The organism is Ignavibacteriota bacterium (assembly GCA_016716225.1).
Lineage (GTDB): Bacteria > Bacteroidota > Ignavibacteria > Ignavibacteriales > Melioribacteraceae.
On sequence record JADJWT010000001.1, the window covers coordinates 3,962,614 to 3,980,943 of the forward strand.

At 29.8% G+C, this 18,330-nt stretch carries 14 protein-coding genes and 1 pseudogene; 8 read left to right on the forward strand and 7 right to left on the reverse strand.

Going from position 1 to position 18,330, the window contains the following annotated elements; genetic code table 11:
• Nucleotides 1-25: 25 nt before the first annotated feature.
• From IPM32_17040 to IPM32_17070, 7 genes and pseudogenes are all read right to left on the reverse strand, one after another.
• The gene (locus IPM32_17040; protein ID MBK8946955.1) at nt 26-1,171 is read right to left on the reverse strand and encodes an adenylyltransferase/cytidyltransferase family protein; all 1,146 of its coding nucleotides are present in this window, start codon (nt 1,169-1,171) and stop codon (nt 26-28) included.
• 162 nt (nt 1,172-1,333) lie between these two features.
• The gene (locus IPM32_17045) at nt 1,334-1,924 is read right to left on the reverse strand and encodes an N-acetyltransferase (protein ID MBK8946956.1); all 591 of its coding nucleotides are present in this window, start codon (nt 1,922-1,924) and stop codon (nt 1,334-1,336) included.
• Between the two features lie 163 nt (nt 1,925-2,087).
• A pseudogene (locus IPM32_17050) lies at nt 2,088-2,438 on the reverse strand (four helix bundle protein).
• 133 nt (nt 2,439-2,571) lie between these two features.
• A complete protein-coding gene (locus IPM32_17055; GenBank protein MBK8946957.1) occupies nt 2,572-3,516 on the reverse strand; it encodes a Gfo/Idh/MocA family oxidoreductase in 945 nt (314 codons plus the stop codon).
• A gap of 29 nt (nt 3,517-3,545) precedes the next feature.
• Nucleotides 3,546-4,484 carry an SDR family oxidoreductase gene (locus tag IPM32_17060; protein MBK8946958.1) on the reverse strand — a complete coding sequence of 313 codons (939 nt, stop codon included), beginning with the start codon at nt 4,482-4,484 and terminating at the stop codon, nt 3,546-3,548.
• 201 nt (nt 4,485-4,685) lie between these two features.
• Entirely contained in the window at nt 4,686-5,795 is a 1,110-nt protein-coding gene (gene wecB / locus IPM32_17065) for a UDP-N-acetylglucosamine 2-epimerase (non-hydrolyzing) (protein ID MBK8946959.1), read from the reverse strand.
• A gap of 174 nt (nt 5,796-5,969) precedes the next feature.
• A complete protein-coding gene (locus IPM32_17070; protein MBK8946960.1) occupies nt 5,970-7,175 on the reverse strand; it encodes a DegT/DnrJ/EryC1/StrS family aminotransferase in 1,206 nt (401 codons plus the stop codon).
• A 558-nt stretch (nt 7,176-7,733) separates the two neighbouring features.
• Between IPM32_17070 and IPM32_17075 the strand changes: the two genes are divergently transcribed.
• From IPM32_17075 to IPM32_17110, 8 genes are all read left to right on the forward strand, one after another.
• A complete protein-coding gene (locus tag IPM32_17075; GenBank protein ID MBK8946961.1) occupies nt 7,734-8,558 on the forward strand; it encodes a glycosyltransferase in 825 nt (274 codons plus the stop codon).
• 3 nt (nt 8,559-8,561) lie between these two features.
• Nucleotides 8,562-9,854, forward strand: a complete 1,293-nt coding sequence (locus IPM32_17080; GenBank protein MBK8946962.1) for an FAD-dependent oxidoreductase — start codon at nt 8,562-8,564, stop codon at nt 9,852-9,854.
• 160 nt (nt 9,855-10,014) lie between these two features.
• Nucleotides 10,015-10,614, forward strand: coding sequence for a polysaccharide biosynthesis/export family protein (locus tag IPM32_17085; GenBank protein MBK8946963.1), 600 nt, complete (start codon nt 10,015-10,017; stop codon nt 10,612-10,614).
• Between the two features lie 24 nt (nt 10,615-10,638).
• Nucleotides 10,639-13,056 (forward strand): polysaccharide biosynthesis tyrosine autokinase, encoded by a 2,418-nt coding sequence (locus IPM32_17090; GenBank protein MBK8946964.1) that lies wholly within the window; start codon nt 10,639-10,641, stop codon nt 13,054-13,056.
• A gap of 15 nt (nt 13,057-13,071) precedes the next feature.
• Entirely contained in the window at nt 13,072-14,487 is a 1,416-nt protein-coding gene (locus IPM32_17095) for a hypothetical protein (GenBank protein ID MBK8946965.1), read from the forward strand.
• Nucleotides 14,488-14,548: 61 nt separating this feature from the next.
• Nucleotides 14,549-15,697, forward strand: coding sequence for a DUF354 domain-containing protein (locus IPM32_17100; GenBank protein ID MBK8946966.1), 1,149 nt, complete (start codon nt 14,549-14,551; stop codon nt 15,695-15,697).
• The gene (locus tag IPM32_17105) at nt 15,654-16,841 is read left to right on the forward strand and encodes a hypothetical protein (protein ID MBK8946967.1); all 1,188 of its coding nucleotides are present in this window, start codon (nt 15,654-15,656) and stop codon (nt 16,839-16,841) included. Before IPM32_17100 ends, IPM32_17105 begins: the two co-directional genes overlap by 44 nt.
• Nucleotides 16,842-16,864: 23 nt before the next feature.
• Entirely contained in the window at nt 16,865-18,328 is a 1,464-nt protein-coding gene (locus tag IPM32_17110) for an oligosaccharide flippase family protein (protein ID MBK8946968.1), read from the forward strand.
• The last annotated feature ends 2 nt before the right edge of the window (nt 18,329-18,330 follow it).

Genomic DNA, 18,330 nt, shown 5'->3' on the forward strand with positions numbered 1-18,330 from the left:
TTAGCTTATACACTGGATTTTTGGTTCAAAATATTTCTTTTCGAATTTTAATTTTTAACGAATTAGGAATTTCATCTTTTACAAAAGCAACAATATAACCACCTCCGCCGGCACCGCTTAATTTCCAGCCATACGCTTTATCTTTAATTTTTTCAATTCCTTCCAAAACTTCCGGAATAATCATATTAGGAAACATTTTAATTTGGGCATTAAAAGACTCAGTGAAAGCTTTCCCAAAAATTTCGGTATTCATATCAAGTGCTGCAATCCATAATTTATCAGCGGCAACAGAAAGAGCTTTAGCATTCTCAAAATTTATATCCGTATTTTCAAAAACATTAAAGTTTTGTTCACGGGGCTTTAAGCTGATTAATCTTATATGTTCTTCAAGCCAACTCAATATTTCTATATTTTGTTCGGAAGTGATTTTATGCGGCCAATAATCATTTGACTTATATTCCAATTTATTCAACCCGGGAATTACAATTCCAATTGCATCTTGCGAACCGCTAATGTATTGCTCACCAGGCGGGTTTTCATAACAGAAAAGTATTTTTGCTAATTGTTCTTTATTCCCCTTTGGAATTTCGTATTCCCATAAATCAACTGCTCTGTTGCGTGTACTTGTAGCCATTCCGCTTCTATGATTAAATTCATATTCCGGTTCAATTGAAATTGTGATAACCGAACCCGGATAGAATTTTGATACAAATGGTTGATCCAGCCAGCCGCCGGCTAAATCAATACGATAAGGAATATTGCATACTTTTCTGATTGATGTTGTAGAACGAACAGGTAAATTTTGATGCGGAATTCTTTTACTTACAATATATTCAAATCCGTGCTTTCTGCAAAAATTTTCTTTCTCAATAGAATGCCCGTCTTCATTAACAAATAAAATATCCGGATTGAGTTGCAAAATATCTGTATCAAAATCAATTATACCCTCACCGTTGTTTATCCAAGCATCTGTTACAACTTTAAGTGACTTTACCATATAAAGTCTTTCATTCTCGTTGTATATTGTTTTTCTTCCCTTAAGATTGTAAATGGTTTTATCCGATCCAATACCCACATAAAGATCGCCGTACTTAGCTGCTTCTTCAAAAAAAGCAACGTGTCCGCTGTGCAAAGTATCAAAACATCCGGAAACAAAAACTTTCTTTTTCATATTAGTTTATTTAATTATTGCTTGATAGTTTATTTTTTCCCTAAAGTTGATCCGTTAGTTAACTAATTGAGGCTCACTTTTGATTATAAATTCTGATTTATCTGAATTATTAATTATGAATTATTAATTCCTATTTCTTAATTCTGATTTTATAATTCAATATTATTCAATTTCCTTAACAATATTATTTTCCAATTTGTAACTTTTACCGGATTTTTTACAATGTGCAATTCCATTTTGATCAAATTTTAATTTCTTCCCTGCTTCGCTGTACCAGCCGACAATTCTTGCCGGATTACCAACGACTAAAGCAAAATCCGGGACATCTTTCGTCACCACAGAACCTGCGCCTACGAAAGCAAATCTCCCGATTGTATGTCCGCATACTATTGTTGAATTTGCACCTAATGAAGCTCCTTCTTTTACCAAAGTTTTGATGTAATATTCTGCACCAACTTGAGGATATTTACTTCTCGGATCTATAATATTTGTGAAAACCATTGATGGCCCGCAGAAAACATAATCTTCTAAAGTTACTCCTTCATATACCGAAACATTATTTTGGATTTTTACAAAATTACCAATCACTACATTATTCGCAATATTTACATTTTGACCGAGCACGCATTTCTTGCCAATTTTAGCACCGCTCTGAACATGAGAAAAATGCCAGATTTTTGTCCCTTCGCCAATTTCCACATTATCATCAACAACTGCATACTTATCTACGTAAAATAATTTATTTGCGTCCATGAAAACCTTAAAAAATAATTATGAATTATGAATTATAAATTAAAAATTATGAATTAAAAAAAGCAAAAAGAAATAGATATTTACGAATAATGCTTACCCGATAAATTATGAATTATGAAGTAATATAAAATTATAAAAACAATAGAAGCCATGAATTGCGATTTTATAAATTTTGTTTTGAACTTTTAATTATTGAAGTTAAAATTCTGTTTAATTCATCAACATCAATTAGAATTTGATTGAAATCAATTCTTGTCAGCCTACTTTCTTCTAATAATTTTAACCAATATTGGGTTTCTCTCGCTTCTTTTAATGATATAGAAAGTTTATTTATGAAATCTTTTTTTGAGACTGCTGAAATGGATTCATTTACATTTGCACCAATGCTTGTTCCAGATCTGAGTAATTGTTTCGATAGAATAAACTCTTTTTCATTTGTCAATAATTTGTATTACTGAATTATTTTAATTGCAAAAGCAAATGACTTTTGTTCTCTGAGATTATCCTTTTTCAATCTTTTTTTTCTTAATTTATTTTATTAATTCATCAATCCTAATTCATAATTATTAATTTCTTTATATCTTTCTTAATTTCTCATGCAACAACAACTCTCAAATATTGACTTTTCACCTTTGACTTTTAACTTTTCACTTTCTTAACATCGGATGCGGATTTTCTTGATTCTCTTCAATCTTCGCATTTCTTATCTGATGTACTATTTCGATTGATTGTCTTGCATCATTTAATCCAAATCCATTTCCATTTAGAATTGATTGATAAACCTTTGTGTGTAAATCGGTAAATCCATCGCTGAAATGAAATTCTTCTCCGTCAATTGTTAAAGATCTGAAAGTAGTTTTATTTTCATTTCTAACTTTTTCCGGTAAGTCTGAATTATCAAGAGATAAAAACCAGCTTACATTTGCTTTTTCAAATTCCAAAAAACCGCTTACTTTTCTCTGTTCATTTAAGTAAACTTTATTTGCCTGCAATTTACCGAATATCCAGCCGAGCATATCAAAAAAGTGAACCCCGATATTTGTTGCAACTCCACCGGACTTTTCTTTAACACCTTTCCATGAAAAATCATACCAAGGTCCGCGGAAAGTAATATATGATAATTCAATATTATACTTTGAATTATTATTTTCTTTTTGAATTTTGTTTTTAAGATCAATAATTGCTTGATGTTCGCGAAGTTGAAGTACATTAAAAATCTTTTTCCCGGTTTCACTTTCCAATTCTTCCAGTGCATCTAAATTCCAAGGATTAAGAACAATTGGTTTCTCGCAGATTGCATCGGCATTTGATCTTAAAGCTAATCTGATATGTGCATCATGTAAAAAATTTGGAGAGCATATTGTGAGATAATCAATGGCACTTTCTTTAGATTTTCTTCTGAGTCTTTCAATATGTCGTTCAAATCTTTCGAACTCTGCAAAATAACTAACATTTGGAAAATAGCGATCGAGAATTCCAACCGAATCATGCGGATCAAGTGCGGCAATTAAATTATTACCGGTATCTTTTATAGCTTGTAGATGCCGAGGAGCAATATATCCGGCAACACCGGTCATCGCAAAGTTTTTCATAAATTTTGTTTAATCCTTATAACAAAAATTTATTTTACAATTTTTTCAAAATATTCTATTGTTTTAACCAAGCCATCTTCAAGTTTTATTTTCGGTTCCCAATTTAATTCTTTTTTAGCTAGAGTAATATCCGGCTGTCTTTGCATCGGATCATCTTGAGGTAAAGGTTTGTATATTATTTTTGATTTAGAGTTGGTTAGCTGCAATACTTTTTCTGCAAGTTCAAGCATAGTAAATTCTCCGGGATTGCCAATATTTACTGGTCCGGTAAAACCATCTCTGCTGTTCATCAATCTAATCATTCCTTCAATTAAATCATCCACATAACAAAAACTTCTTGTTTGTTTTCCGTCACCATAAATAGTAATATCTTCACCTTTTAATGCCTGAACAATAAAATTACTTACAACTCTGCCATCATTTGGATCCATTCTTGGTCCGTACGTATTAAAAATTCTCATCACTTTAATATTCAAATTGTAAATTCTGTAATAATCAAAAAACAAAGTTTCAGCACAGCGTTTACCTTCATCATAACATGCTCTTGGTCCAATTGGGTTAACAAGCCCTTTATATGTTTCGGGTTGAGGGTGAACATCCGGATCTCCGTATACTTCCGAAGTGCTTGCCTGAAGAATTTTAGCCTTCGTTCTTTTTGCTAACCCGAGCATATTTATTGCACCAACAACTGATGTTTTTGTGGTTTGAATAGGATCAAACTGATAATGAATTGGAGAAGCCGGGCAAGCTAAATTATATATTTCATCAACTTCAACATAAAGTGGAAAGGTTACGTCATGACGTAATAATTCGAAATACGGATTATCTAATAAATGTTCAATGTTTTCTTTATTTCCGGTAAAAAAATTATCAGCACAAATTACATCATGCTTTTCTTTTACGAGTCTTTCAGCTAAATGACTTCCTAGAAAACCAGCACCACCGGTTATTAATATTCTTTTTTTCATAATTTGTCCTAATCAAGTTGTTTAATTAAGTATAAAACTTACAAAAATAAATATTTAAATTTTGAATACAGTATAAATCTCTATTTAGTTTAAGATACAATTTTTTACATCATTCAGAATTAAACAGAGAAAATTCTAAAATATTCAAAAACTAATTCAAGTAAAATTGTTTCATTTATTCTAAATTTCTTAAGGTAACTTTTAATTTTTTAATATTTCCGCAATTCTTTTACTTGCCAAACCATCTCCGTATGGATTTACTGCATTTGCCATTTTTTCGTATGCTGATTTATCATCAATTAAAATAGAAACTTCTCCGATAATTTTTTCCTTATTTGTTCCAACAAGTTTAACGGTTCCGGCAGTAACGGCTTCAGGTCTTTCAGTATTTTCACGCATTACTAAAACCGGTTTGCCTAAACTTGGTGCTTCTTCTTGAACTCCACCGGAATCGGTTAAAATTATTTCTGCATTCATCATTAAAGAAATAAAAGGAAGATATGTTTGCGGTTTAAGCAGAATTATATTTTTTCTTCCGCCTAATATATTATTAACCGGGTCTTGCACATTCGGATTCAAATGAACCGGATAAATAAAATTATATTCGGAATATTTATCTGCCAGTTCGGAAATTGATTCACAAATATCAATAAAACCTTGACCGAAATTTTCTCTTCTGTGTCCTGTAATCAATACATAAGGTTTAAGATTTTGTAAATTATAATTTTCCAAACCTTCCACTATTGGATTTATTTCCTTTACTTTTTCAGTGGCAAGAAATAAAGCATCAATTACCGTATTTCCGGTAATAAATATTTTTTCATCAGGAATTCCTTCCTTCAGCAAGTTTTCTTTTGAAATTTGTGTTGGGGCAAAATGGAGTTCTGCTATTCTTGAAGTTAAAACTCTGTTCATTTCTTCGGGAAACGGTGAATATTTTTTGAAAGTTCTTAATCCGGCTTCAACATGTCCCACTTTCACTTGATGATAAAAAGCAACTAAAGAAACAGCCATTACAGTTGTTGTATCGCCTTGAACTAAAACAATATCAGGTTTGTAATTTTTAAAATATTCATCTATAGAGGAAATTATTGTTGCGGTTAATTTGCTTAAAGTCTGATTTGGCTGCATTAAATTCAAATCAACATCGGGAATAATATTAAATATTTCCAGAACTTGATCTAGCATTTGTCTATGCTGAGCAGTTACACAAATATTTATTTCGAAAGTTCGATCTTTTTTAAGCTCAAGAATTACCGGGATGAGTTTAATAGCTTCCGGTCGAGTTCCAAATACAACAGAAATTTTCATATTTACCAGTAAAGTTTTGGTTGCACAAAAAACAATTCAATAAAAAACAAATAATAAGAATCAAATAACTTTAAGCAAATAGCAAATAACAAGAATCAAATCCCAATTAACAAGAATTAAAAAATAAATTTCAAAACACAAAACTACTTTCGAAATTTTACATTTAATTTTTCACTAATTAAGTGATTTTGTAAATTCATTTATTTTGTCAACTACATAAGTAATTTGCTCTTCTGTTAATTCCGGATAAATTGGTAATGCAATTGAGTTATCTGCAGCAAAATCTGCAACCGGGAAAGTTTGATTTTTAAATTTCGAACTTTTCATAACATCTTGGAAACATTCTTGTTTATGGAATGGAACCGGATAATAAATCTCTGTTGCTATTCCATTTTCCGTTAAGAAATTTCTCATTGCATCTCGTTTCTCAACTCTAATGATATACTGATTGTAAATATGGTAGTTTTTCAATTCAGAATTCTGAATTCCGAATTCTGAATTCTTATATATTGCTTTTGGAAGTAAAACTTTATTTTTTGAATCAAATTCTATTTTGCCTTCTTCTTCTGAAAGTCCGAATGTTTTAAATAGTGAATTATACAATTCTGCATTTTTTCTTCTTTTCTCAGACCATGAATCCAAATGAGGAAGTTTTACATTCAAAACTGCTGCTTGAATTGCATCAATTCTAAAATTTCCGCCAATAACACTGTGATAATATTTTGGTTCTCCGCCGTGAACTCTTAAGATTTTTATTTTGTCCGCAAGTTCTTCATTATTTGTAACAACCATTCCTCCATCACCAAAACATCCCAAGTTTTTACTCGGAAAATAAGAATAACATCCGATATCACCAATTGTACCAACGCATTTTCCATCTTTGTACTGTGTTGATATTGCTTGTGCACCGTCTTCAATAACTTTAAGATTATAGTTTTTAGCAATTTTCATTATCGGATCCATATCTCCACTTTGTCCATACAAATGAACCGGAATTATTGCTTTTGTTTTATTTGTAATTTTTTCAACTATTTTATTTGAATCAATGTTAAAAGTTACCGGATCACTATCTACAAATACCGGAATTGCATTTAATCTTGAAACTACTCCGGCTGTTGCAAAAAATGAATATGTTGGAACAATAACTTCATCTCCGGGCAAAATATCAATTGCCATAAGTGCTATTAAAAGAGCGTCTGTTCCGGATGATACGCCGATTGCCCTTTTAACGCCTAAATATTTACATGTAGATTCTTCAAGTTTTTGAACTTCAGGACCCAATATAAAATATTGTGATTCTGCAACTTTTAATATTGCTTCATCCAATTCTTTCTTTAATGATTGATACTGTGCTTTAAGATCTAACAATGGGACTTTCATAATAAACTCTTAAAATGTTTTTTAATTCTGTTGATTATTCTTAACAAGTTAAATTTTATATTAAATTTAGATGTTTATTTCTGATTCAAATTTCGGATAATCTATTTGAATTAAAATTCTATTTTGTAATTCACGTTAATTTATCAAAACAGAAAATACTTTTAACACTAAAAATTAGGCTGAAATTTAACCATAATAATTTATAAATGAAACTTACCTTAATTAAATTGAATCATCTGAATTTCTCAAAATATTATTTGCAAGAAAATTTGAATCTATTGAATTCTCTTTGAATTTCAATTTATTAACTAACGATTTGAGTGATGAGAAGCATTACTAATTTAATTTTGCAGAATTTACTGATTTAGGCACTTTGAAAAACTTTTAGAAACAAAAGGTGTTTTGAAATATTTAATGAAAGAATTATTTCCAAAGAATTGCTTTAAGTCACAAAAAACTTAAAATACTTCTATACATTTGCTTAAAAGTTTAAGAAATTTGGAAGGATAAAAAATGGTTGTAACAAAAACTTTAAGTCGAAATCTTTTTTTAAATGCTATGATAAATCAGAAAACTGTTTCGGCAGTAAATTCATTAAATTTTGAACAAGCTTCAACACTTCAAAAAGTTGAAAATGTTTATTTTGTTCTACCGGCTTACAATGAAGAAGAATCTTTACCAAATCTTCTAAAAAGAATTTCGGAAATTAATTCAAAATACTCTGCAAAAATAAAAGTGGTTGTTGTTAACGATGGCTCAAAAGATAAAACCGCTGATGTAACAATTAAAGCTGCTGAAAATCTAAATCTTACATTGGTAAATCATGAAAAAAACATGGGTTTGGGACAAGCAGTTCAAACCGGAATTAAAGAAGCCTTATCTCAAGCAACAATAAATGATATAATAATTATTATGGATGCCGATGATACTCATGATGTTAATTTAATGGATCAAATGATAGAAAAAATTGAAGCCGGTGCAGATATTGTTATTGCTTCAAGATTTGTTAACGGCGGTAATGATGAAAGTGCTCCAATATTCAGAAGATTTCTTTCACGCGGTGCAAGTTTTGTATTTAAAACAATTCTTCCTTTGAATGATATAAATGATTTTACAAGCGGTTACAGAGCTTACAGAGTTAGTATGCTTCAAAAAGCTTCTTACCATTTTGGTGAAACTTTAGTACACGAACAAGGTTTTGCATGTATGGTTGAACTTCTTTTAAAACTTCGACATTGGTCGCCTAAAATTATCGAAATTCCCTTCTTCTTAAGATATGATAGAAAACTTGGCGCAAGTAAATTAAAATTGTTCAAAACAATTATGCAGTATTTCAAGCTGGGAATTAGAGATAGAGTTTCACCAAGTCCGAGAAGAATATAACTTATGAAAAATATTGTAGTTATTGGCGGTGGAATTGCCGGATTAGCTTCTGCGCAAAAGTTAGCAAAAGAAGGTTATAAAGTTACACTTATAGAATCAAACGAACAGCTTGGCGGATTGGGAACTTTTTTCAATCATAACGGAAATTGGATTGATAAATTTTATCATTGCCAAATGCCTTCCGATGGTCCACTTTTAAAATTAATTGATGATGTTGGAATTACAGATCAGCTATATTGGAAGCCAACAAGAATGGGATTTATTGTTGACGGAAAAAGATATTCATTCAACACACCTTTGGATTTGCTGAAATTTTCTCCAATTAGTTTTTTTGAAAGATTAAGATTCGGTGTTGTAAGCCTTTCACTTCGTTACTTGGGTAAAGGAAAAGATTTAGATAATCTACCTATTGAAAAATGGTTTAAAGGTTTATATGGTGCAAATGTTTGGAATAAACTATTAAAACAATTATTCCTTTCAAAGTTTGGAGATCATTCCGGAAATCTTCCATCATTATATATTTGGCAGAGATTAGGAAGAGAAAAAAATGTTGCTACCCGTGGATATTTAAAGTGCGGGCTAAAAGGATTTATTGATGCAGTTGAAAAAAATATTTTATCAAATGGCGGAAAAATTTTAACAAATTCACCAGTTAAAAATTTAATGCAAAAAGAAAATAGTGTTGATGTAGTTTTAGAAAATGAAACAATAAATGCTGATTGGGTTATTTCCACAATTCCAATTCCACAGTTTGTAGATTTGGTTAAAAATACTAATTTGAATACGAAATTTTTCGATCCAAATCTTACATATCAAGGTGTTGTAAATGCAATGTTTTTCTTAAAAAGACCTTTGGATAATTTTTATTGGACTCCAGTTGTAAACTCTAAAACCGAATTTGATGGTGTAGTAGAGATGACCGAATTAGTTGAAAAATCTCAGTATGGAAATTACAATATGGTTTATGTAATGAAATACTGCAGCAGAAATTCCGATTTGTTCAAAGAAGATGAAAATTCAATTGCTGAAAGATGGAAAAAACAATTGTTAAATCTTTATCCCGATCTAAATTTTACAGAAAACGATATTGCAGATATAAAAATATTTAAAGCTCCGTTTGTTGAACCGATTTATCCATTGGGGTATTCAAAAATAAAACCGGATCTTCACTTAAAAGGGACCAACATTTTATTAGCAACTTCGGCACAAGTATATCCAAATATAACATCTTGGAATGCAAGTACCGGTTTGGTAGAAAATGTTTTAGAGCTGCTGAAAAAACTCGATAATAATTAGCAATTTTTTCTGATTTATAAATTATTGTATCACTTTACTTTAAATCAAAAAAATCCTTTGTCCCAAATCACAATTAAATAATAAAATTTATATTTATTTGAGATTGTAATTCTGTTTAAGACTTAAATCGTGAAATTTCAAATAAACATAGAAGTGATTTATGAAAAAGTTTAAAATTGCAATGTTTTTAATGATATTATCGTTAAACATTCTGGGACAAAATCTAAAACCCGGTGATGGAATTAGAGTAAATTTTTATAACATCTCAGAACAAATTTCCGGCGATTATTTCATTCAAGATAACGGAAAAATTCATCTTCCCTATTTGGGTTTAATAAATTCCGTTGATTGTGAATTTAACGATTTAAGAACTGAAATTATTAATAAATATTCCGAAATTTATAAAAACCCCGAATTAAGTATTCAACCGCTTCACAGAGTTGATATTCTTGGCGAAGTTGGTAAACCGGGAGTTTATTATTTAACCGGATTTGAAACAATCTCTGATTTGCTTTCTTTAGCCGGCGGCGAAACTAGTGATTCAAATATTGATGAATTGTCGATAATAAGAAATGATTCTCAAATAGAAATTGATTTGGAAAAATTCTTGGAAGGGAAAAATAATTTAGCAGATATTGGTTTGGAATCCGGTGACAAAGTTTATGTTCCAAGAAAATGGTTGGTTGGAGTGAGAGATGCTTCTGTTATAATTTCCGGCGTTGCAGTTTTAGCAGCAATTGCAAGTTTATTCACACGATAAAATTTAGAGCATAAGGGTTATAAAATGAGCCGAAATAAATACATTAAAAAATCCGAGATTTCACTTAAAGAAATTTTTAGAATTTTTATGCAGAGAAAGTGGATTATACTTTCCTTTATTTTGCTGTCTTTACTTGCAGCTATAATTTACAACACTTTCAAAGATCCGGTTTACCAAAGTTCGGTTTTGCTTAAAAAGGAAATTCTTGCGGATCAAAATAACAATGACGTTATTAAAACAATTTTAAGCGGAAGAACACAAGATGAGCTTGAAACAGAAATGCAGTTGGTTCAAACTCGACAAGTTCTTAATTCGGTTATTGAAAAACTTTCTTTAAATATATTAATTACGAAAATTGTTGAACCGGATGGAAATGTAACAATTATTGATCTTCCTTTAACAGAATACAAACAAAATTATTCGTTAAATGAATATCCCACTTCTTTCCCAAAAATCAATGAATTAAATATTGGATTGAGAACCCATGAGGATGAATTCACGATTCTTGCAAAGAAGAATAATAATTTTGATGTATTGAATAAATACAGAGAAAGTGTAAGTTCAGACGGGAAAAAATATTCTAACCTTCCTCACTCCGAATGGAATATTAACATTGATTGGGGGAAAAATACTGCCGGATGTGAAATTCATTTTTCAACTTTAGATTACAATGAAGTTCTTGAAGATTTATATCAAAATATATCTACCGAAAAGAAAATTAAGACAAATATTTTTGAACTAATTACCAAATCAAATTATTCATTTACCACAAAAGAAATTGCAAATGTTCTTGCAGAAGAATACAAACAAAGCAGAGTTGAACTTCAAAAAGATAATGTAAAACATTCTTTTACTTTTATTGATGACAGATTAAAAGATGTTGCACACAATTTGGAAAATGCGGAAAATGAATTGAGTAATTTCAAATCGAAAGAAAAAATTGCACAAATTGATGAACAGTCCAGACAATTAGTTGAATTTTTAAGCAATTTGGAATCAGAAAAACTTAAAGCTGAACTTGATCTTGGAGTAAATAAAAATAAATTCAGAGATATTGAAAAACAAATTGAAGCCGAAGGATATGTTGACCAAACCTATTTAACTCCGGAACAATATACATCTTATGATACACCGTTTTTAAGTTTGATGAAAGAACTAACAAATACTGAATTGCAACGTCTTGAACTCTTGCAAAGAAGAACAGAACTTCATCCGGATGTAATTTTGCTTGATGAACAAATAAGCAGAATTAAAAGTGAATTAACGAAATATAATCATAACACTTTAACAGCATTAAAGATTATATCAAATTCACAGAAAAATAAATTAGAAAATATTAATAGTTTAATTTCCAAATATTCTATTGATTTGGAAAAATTACCCGAACAAGAAAGTACGTTAGCTGGTTTATTACGACAAAAAGAAGCTTATGAAAAAATGTACAATTTGCTTCTTGAAAAACGCGAAGAAATGAGAGTTGCAGAGCTTTCTAAACTTCAGGATATTGTAATTCTTGATAAAGCAATTGAGCCTATAAAACCAATTTCTCCAAATAAAAAATTGAATTTAGCATTGGCAAGTATGTTCGGTTTATTGCTTGGTTTAATTGGTGCGCTTGTTTTCCATTATAATGATAAAAAAATCAGCAGTATAGCGGATATTGAAAGAGAATATAATTTTCCAATTTTAAGTGTAATTCCGCCATATGATAAAGATTTAAAAAATCTCGTTTTAAGCACCGACAAAGTAAGCGATAAATTTGTAAGCATGATGGATGAAAAGTTCAGATTTAAGGAAGCGTACAGAACATTAGAAACTAAATTAAGTGCAAAAATTTCCGGTCAGCCTAAAAAAGTTATGATTACAAGTTGTGAAGAAAATGCCGGAAAAACAACTGCTTCCGCTAATTTAGCTATTACAATTGCTCAATCTGGGAAGAAAGTTTTATTGATTGATTGTGATATTAAAAAACCGAGTATCGCCAATTTATTTAGTCTGCCAAAATTCTCTTCGGGATTGGTTGATTATTTAACAGAAAAAACGGAAACACCAAATATTTATAAACCGATAAAATTAACAACAAATTCAAATCTGCTAATGAATATTGATGTTTTACCAACTGGAGTTTTCTCAAATATTTCCGGTGAAATTCTTGCTTCGGAAAGAATGAAAAAACTATTGAACAATTTAGATTCTTACGATTTTGTAATACTTGATACTCCGCCAATTGCAAGACTTTCAGATGCACTTTCGCTTGGAAGAATTGTGAAAGATACAGTTTTGGTAATTAGATCCGGACAAACTGAAAAAGAAAGCATAAGTTGGGCAATCAGTGAACTTCAGTCTGCAGATTTAAATTTCTTGGGCACATTAGTAAATGATTGCGAAGTGAAAGACAGCAGTTTGAAATATCAATATGGATATAACTACGGTAATTCATAAAAGAAAATCGGTAAAATGCTTAGTAGCGAAAAATTAAAAATATCAATATTATTATTTATTTCGTTTCTGTTATTTTATGCATTACAGATTCCAAATTATACATCCAAACCGGATGTAATAGTTTTTGCAATCAGATCATTAGCAGAAAAACCAATTACTGATTTTGCATATTTACCGCAAAATACACTTCTAAGCGGAAATGCTTTACCCAATTATCATTTGGGTCATACAATAATTTTATGGTTAGTTTATCAAATTGTTCCGCTTGATTATTCTGCAACAATTTGGACTTCAGGTTTTATCTCATCAATAAGCGGTGCATTAATCGTAGTTTTTACTTTTTTAATTTGGCTCACATTAGGTTTTAACAAAAAGAAATCTATTACAATTGCAATTGTTGTTGGTTTAATTCCAAGTTTTTGGGAACAGTCTGTAATTGGAGAAGTTTACGCACTTCAGTTTTTATTTATTTTACTTTTTGTATTCGCATTTATAAAAGATCATATTCTACTTTCGTCTTTGTTTTTTGCATATTCAAATTTAGTTTCGCCACTATCAGGATTGGCGTTTGGATTAATTTTTCTTAAAGGTTTTGATAAAAAAATAATTCAAAAATCAATTATTGTTGGTACGTTAGCTTTAATCATTTATGGTATTGTTTATGTATTAATTGGCGCAAATTTAATGGATCTTCTTAATCCGCTTTCAACAGAACCGGAAGGAAGAGGTGTATCTTATCGTTTCATTGCATTTGTATTTTTCATTATTCTGAATTTCAATTTCTTCTTATATCATTTAATTAAAGGAATGATATTTACCTTAAAAGATATCCGTAAAATTTCGCTTACACTAATTTTAGCAACAATTCCACAAATTTTATTAATATTTGCCGGAGCAACTTTTTTTATTGAATTAGGAAGTTTTCAACTCCCGGTTTTTTGGGCGCTTGCTTTCCCGCTTGGTTATTACATATCAAGCGTAAAAATTAACAAATATTATTTTGGTTTGGCTTTAATAATTGCAGTATCATTGTCATACACATTATGGATTCGTACAAATGTTGTGGTTGGAAAAGAGCGGGAAGATGCTGGTAAATGGTTAAGGATTAATGATCTAAATAACCTTACCGTTATTGGTCCGTGGAGTGTTGGAGTTAGTGTAATTAAAGGTAGAGACGGCAGCAATTTAAATGCACTTAAAAATTTCTACATAGAAAAATCATGTCCAAAAAATTGCGATATCGAAAAAACAAAAAAAGAAGAATTAATAATCGCGAGTGCAAAGAAAATTCCTTTAAGAGTGGCTCTAAGTAAACTAAAATTGGATGGATTGCAGATTGAAGAATACAATCCCATTAAAGAAATTACTACTGGAACTGTAAAGAAAATTTATGAAAATGAATCTGTAACATTATTTAAATGGGAAAAGTGATATAGATCGCATCATTTAAATTTAAAAACAACTTATTTGAAAGTAATAACTGCTGAATAAAATGAACAAAAAATACTCATATAATGAAAATACGGAAAAAGTAGTTTGGATTGATTTAGATAATTCGCCACACGTTCCTTTTTTTGCACCAATTATTTCCAAACTTCAAGAAGAAGGTTATACTGTAAGAATTTCAGCAAGAAATTATTCTCAAACAGTTGAGCTTGCGCAGCTTTACGGCCTTGATTTTACAGATATCGGCAAGCATCATGGGAAAAATAAATTTATAAAAGTTATTGGTTTAATTTATAGATCGCTTCAGCTCATTCCATTTATTCTTAAGAAAAAACCAACAATTGCAATTTCACATGGTTCACGCTCACAAATGTTAGCTGCACATCTTTTTAAAATTCCAATTGTTATTTTCTTAGATTATGAATTTGTTCAAACACTTCCATTCGTAAATCCGAAAGCAATGTTTTTCCCGAATATAATTTCAAAAGAACGTTTAGAAAAATTTAAATTAAGTGTTAAAACTTATCCCGGAATAAAAGAAGATATTTATGTACCGGGTTTCAAACCAGATGAATCAATAAAAAGATATTTTAGATTCAACTCAAATACAATTACAGTAATTTTACGTCCTCCGGCACATGAAGCACATTATCACAATCCGGAAAGCGATAAACTTTTTAACGAGGTAATTGATTTACTTGTAAATGTTGGTAATGTTCAGACAATAATTTTACCAAGGGATGATAAGCAGAAAGATTTAATTAAAAATCAATATGCAGAACATTTTGGTTCGTCAAAATTAATTATTCCGGATGATGTTGTTGATGCATTAAATTTAATGTGGTATTCCGATTTAGTAATAAGCGGCGGCGGAACAATGAATCGTGAAGCAGCAGCTTTGGGTGTTCCGGTTTATAGCATTTTCAGAGGGAAAATTGGAGACGTTGATAATTATCTAGCCAAAAACGGAAGACTTACTTTAATTGAAAATAAAGATGATGTAAAAGCAAAAATAAGATTGAAAAAAAGAATTAGACCAAATAAACCGGAAAATATTAATTCTCTTGCGTTACATTCAATTGTAAATGATCTTGAAAATCTCATTGAAGAAATTACTGGTGAGACTAAAACTGTTTCAATAGATGAGAATAATGAACAAATATTATCATTTCCAAAAAAACACAAAGTACAATAATCTGCTTTCAGAAATAGTTCAAATTTCCATTGCAAGTTTGGAAGAAATGTTTATTCCAAACAGAAATGAATTTGCTATGATGAAATCACTGCATAATAATTCTATCTCAATAGAAAATTCCAGTTCACGATACACTTTAATAAATTTAATAGGATTATTTAAAGCGAAGAATTATGGTTATCACACAAACCTTGATTTAAATGCGATTCTTAAATTTCAGATTGATAAAGCTGAAAGTCTTTCCGGCATTGGAGATTTGGGATTATTATTATGGGCAGTGAGTTTAATTTCACCTACAAATTCAACTCAACTTTTAACAAAAATTAATTTTAACGAATCATTAAATAATTACAAAGATGCAAAACTTGGTTATACAATGGAGCTTTCATGGTTTCTAACGGGATTGCTTTTTGCATCAACATTTAATGAAAAGTTTAAAAATTCTATAGATAATTTACCAAACAAAGTTTTTAAGAGAATAAGAAAAAATTATGACGGACATGGAATTTTCCAGCATGAAGATAAAAATAATATTGAAGGAAAATTAAGAGCAAATATTGGAACTTTCGCCGATCAGATTTATGCGATATACGCTTTATCTCTTTACTCACAACAAATGCATAGCGAAGAAGCATTATTAATTGCGAAAGAATGTGCACAAAAAATTTGCGAGCATCAAGGTGAAAACGGTGAATGGCAATGGCAATATAATTCAGAAAACGGCGAAATAATTAATCATTTCCCTATTTATTCCGTGCATCAAATTGCATTGGCGCCAATGGCTTTATTCTCAATTCAAATGGCAAGTGAAACAGATTTTTCAGCAAGTATTTTTAAGAGTTTAAATTGGCTTTTTGATAATCCAAAACTTTACAATACAATTATTGATAAAAATAATAATTCGGTTTGGAACAAAGTAACTCCCATAAAAAGTAATAAATTAGGTTCAATATTAAACTATTTTAAAATCAATTCATTTAGCAAATTCAAAAAACTAAAAGTAGATTTCGTAAGTAATTCTTATGATTATGGCTGGATACTTTATACTTTTGCCGGAAGAATCAGCTTTGAAAATAAAAAGGATTCTGAAAATAAAGTTTATAATAATTTACATGTTTTTGAATTAAATCAACAAAACAACTAAGTAAGTTTAAGTATTATAATCAAATGAAATCTAAATCATTCAGTAAAAATACAATGTATTATGCTATTGGAATTATCGCAACAAGGTTTACTACCTTTTTGTTAATTCCTTTATACACTGAATATTTATCGAAACAAGAATACGGATTGCTTGCAACTTTACTTTTTACCACGGAAATAATTATTACAATTAATGATGTTGGTATGCGTTCTGCATTTATGAGATTTTTCGCCGAATATCAAAGCAAAAATAAATTGCATGAATTAATTGGAAGTTCTGTTTTTATAAATACTTTTGTGGGAATTTTATTAGTCGGAATTTCATTACTTATTCCGGAAACATTTTTATCAGCATTATTTCAAATTGAAGTTTTAGAAAATGTAATTCTGCTTACAATTCTAGTGGGAATTTTTAGAACATTAAGTTTAAATATTCTTTCGTATTTCAGAGCTAGGAATCAAGGCAATCATTATATGATGATTAGTATAATTACATCAATAATCTTAATTATTTCCACTTGGTTAATTTTGAAATATTCTAATTTGGGAATTAACGGAGTTTTATATTCACAAATATTTTCATTCGGCATAAGTTGGTTATTTGTTCTGATATGGATTTACATAAAAGACGGAATTTCAATTCAAACGAATACGACAAAAATGTTATTTAAATTCGGTTATCCGCTAATATTAGCAACATCGGGAACAATACTTGTAAATACTTCCGGAAATTATTTTTTAGGTGCTTTTAGAAATTTGGAAGAAGTTGCAGTTCTTGCAGTTGCTTACAAAGTAGCAACAATTGGGATTATGGTGCTTATTGCTCCGTTTCAATTGGCATATGAACCTTATGTTTTCAATAATAAAAGTAATCCAGAATTGAAAAATATTATTTCGAAAATAATAACTTACATCACTTTTGCATATTTAGTCGTAAGTATTTTAATACTTTTTGTTTTTAAGTATTTGATGAATTTAATCGGTAGCGGAAATTATAATGATGCTTATACATTAGTTTTCTTTTTACTTCCGGGATTAGGTTTTACCGCGATAAATTATATTGGACAATCACAAATTCACTTAAAAAATAAAACTAAAACAACCGGATTCATTTCATTTCTTGTAACCTTTTTAAGTATAATTATTTGTTACTTTGGAACAAAAATCTACGGAACTTACGGCACAATTTTCGGGATAAGTTTTTATCTAGTTGTTTCCGGCATTGCTTTATTTTATTTCGGGAATAAAGAATTTCCGGTTTCGGTTGAATATAAAAGAATCTCAGTAATCTTTATTCTCGGTGTAATTTTATTTTCAATTTTCTACATTTTGAGTTTTTATTCTAATTTAATTTACTATTCATTTGCAACGATTGTAATTATTATATCATTATTTGGGTTATATAAAAGCAGTTTTTTTTATAGTGAAGAAAAACTGCAAATAAATAATGGAATTAGTAAAATCTTAAATTTTACAAAGTTGAGATAAAC

What these genes read in the sequence shown, in the direction of transcription:
- IPM32_17040 (MBK8946955.1), bottom strand. Translation starts at nt 1,171, where the DNA reads ATGAAAAAGAAAGTTTTTGTTTCCGGATGTTTTGATACTTTGCACAGC.
- IPM32_17045 (MBK8946956.1), bottom strand. Translation starts at nt 1,924, where the DNA reads ATGGACGCAAATAAATTATTTTACGTAGATAAGTATGCAGTTGTTGAT.
- IPM32_17055 (MBK8946957.1), bottom strand. Translation starts at nt 3,516, where the DNA reads ATGAAAAACTTTGCGATGACCGGTGTTGCCGGATATATTGCTCCTCGG.
- IPM32_17060 (MBK8946958.1), bottom strand. Translation starts at nt 4,484, where the DNA reads ATGAAAAAAAGAATATTAATAACCGGTGGTGCTGGTTTTCTAGGAAGT.
- wecB (MBK8946959.1), bottom strand. Translation starts at nt 5,795, where the DNA reads ATGAAAATTTCTGTTGTATTTGGAACTCGACCGGAAGCTATTAAACTC.
- IPM32_17070 (MBK8946960.1), bottom strand. Translation starts at nt 7,175, where the DNA reads ATGAAAGTCCCATTGTTAGATCTTAAAGCACAGTATCAATCATTAAAG.
- IPM32_17075 (MBK8946961.1), top strand. Translation starts at nt 7,734, where the DNA reads ATGATAAATCAGAAAACTGTTTCGGCAGTAAATTCATTAAATTTTGAA.
- IPM32_17080 (MBK8946962.1), top strand. Translation starts at nt 8,562, where the DNA reads ATGAAAAATATTGTAGTTATTGGCGGTGGAATTGCCGGATTAGCTTCT.
- IPM32_17085 (MBK8946963.1), top strand. Translation starts at nt 10,015, where the DNA reads ATGAAAAAGTTTAAAATTGCAATGTTTTTAATGATATTATCGTTAAAC.
- IPM32_17090 (MBK8946964.1), top strand. Translation starts at nt 10,639, where the DNA reads ATGAGCCGAAATAAATACATTAAAAAATCCGAGATTTCACTTAAAGAA.
- IPM32_17095 (MBK8946965.1), top strand. Translation starts at nt 13,072, where the DNA reads ATGCTTAGTAGCGAAAAATTAAAAATATCAATATTATTATTTATTTCG.
- IPM32_17100 (MBK8946966.1), top strand. Translation starts at nt 14,549, where the DNA reads ATGAACAAAAAATACTCATATAATGAAAATACGGAAAAAGTAGTTTGG.
- IPM32_17105 (MBK8946967.1), top strand. Translation starts at nt 15,654, where the DNA reads ATGAACAAATATTATCATTTCCAAAAAAACACAAAGTACAATAATCTG.
- IPM32_17110 (MBK8946968.1), top strand. Translation starts at nt 16,865, where the DNA reads ATGAAATCTAAATCATTCAGTAAAAATACAATGTATTATGCTATTGGA.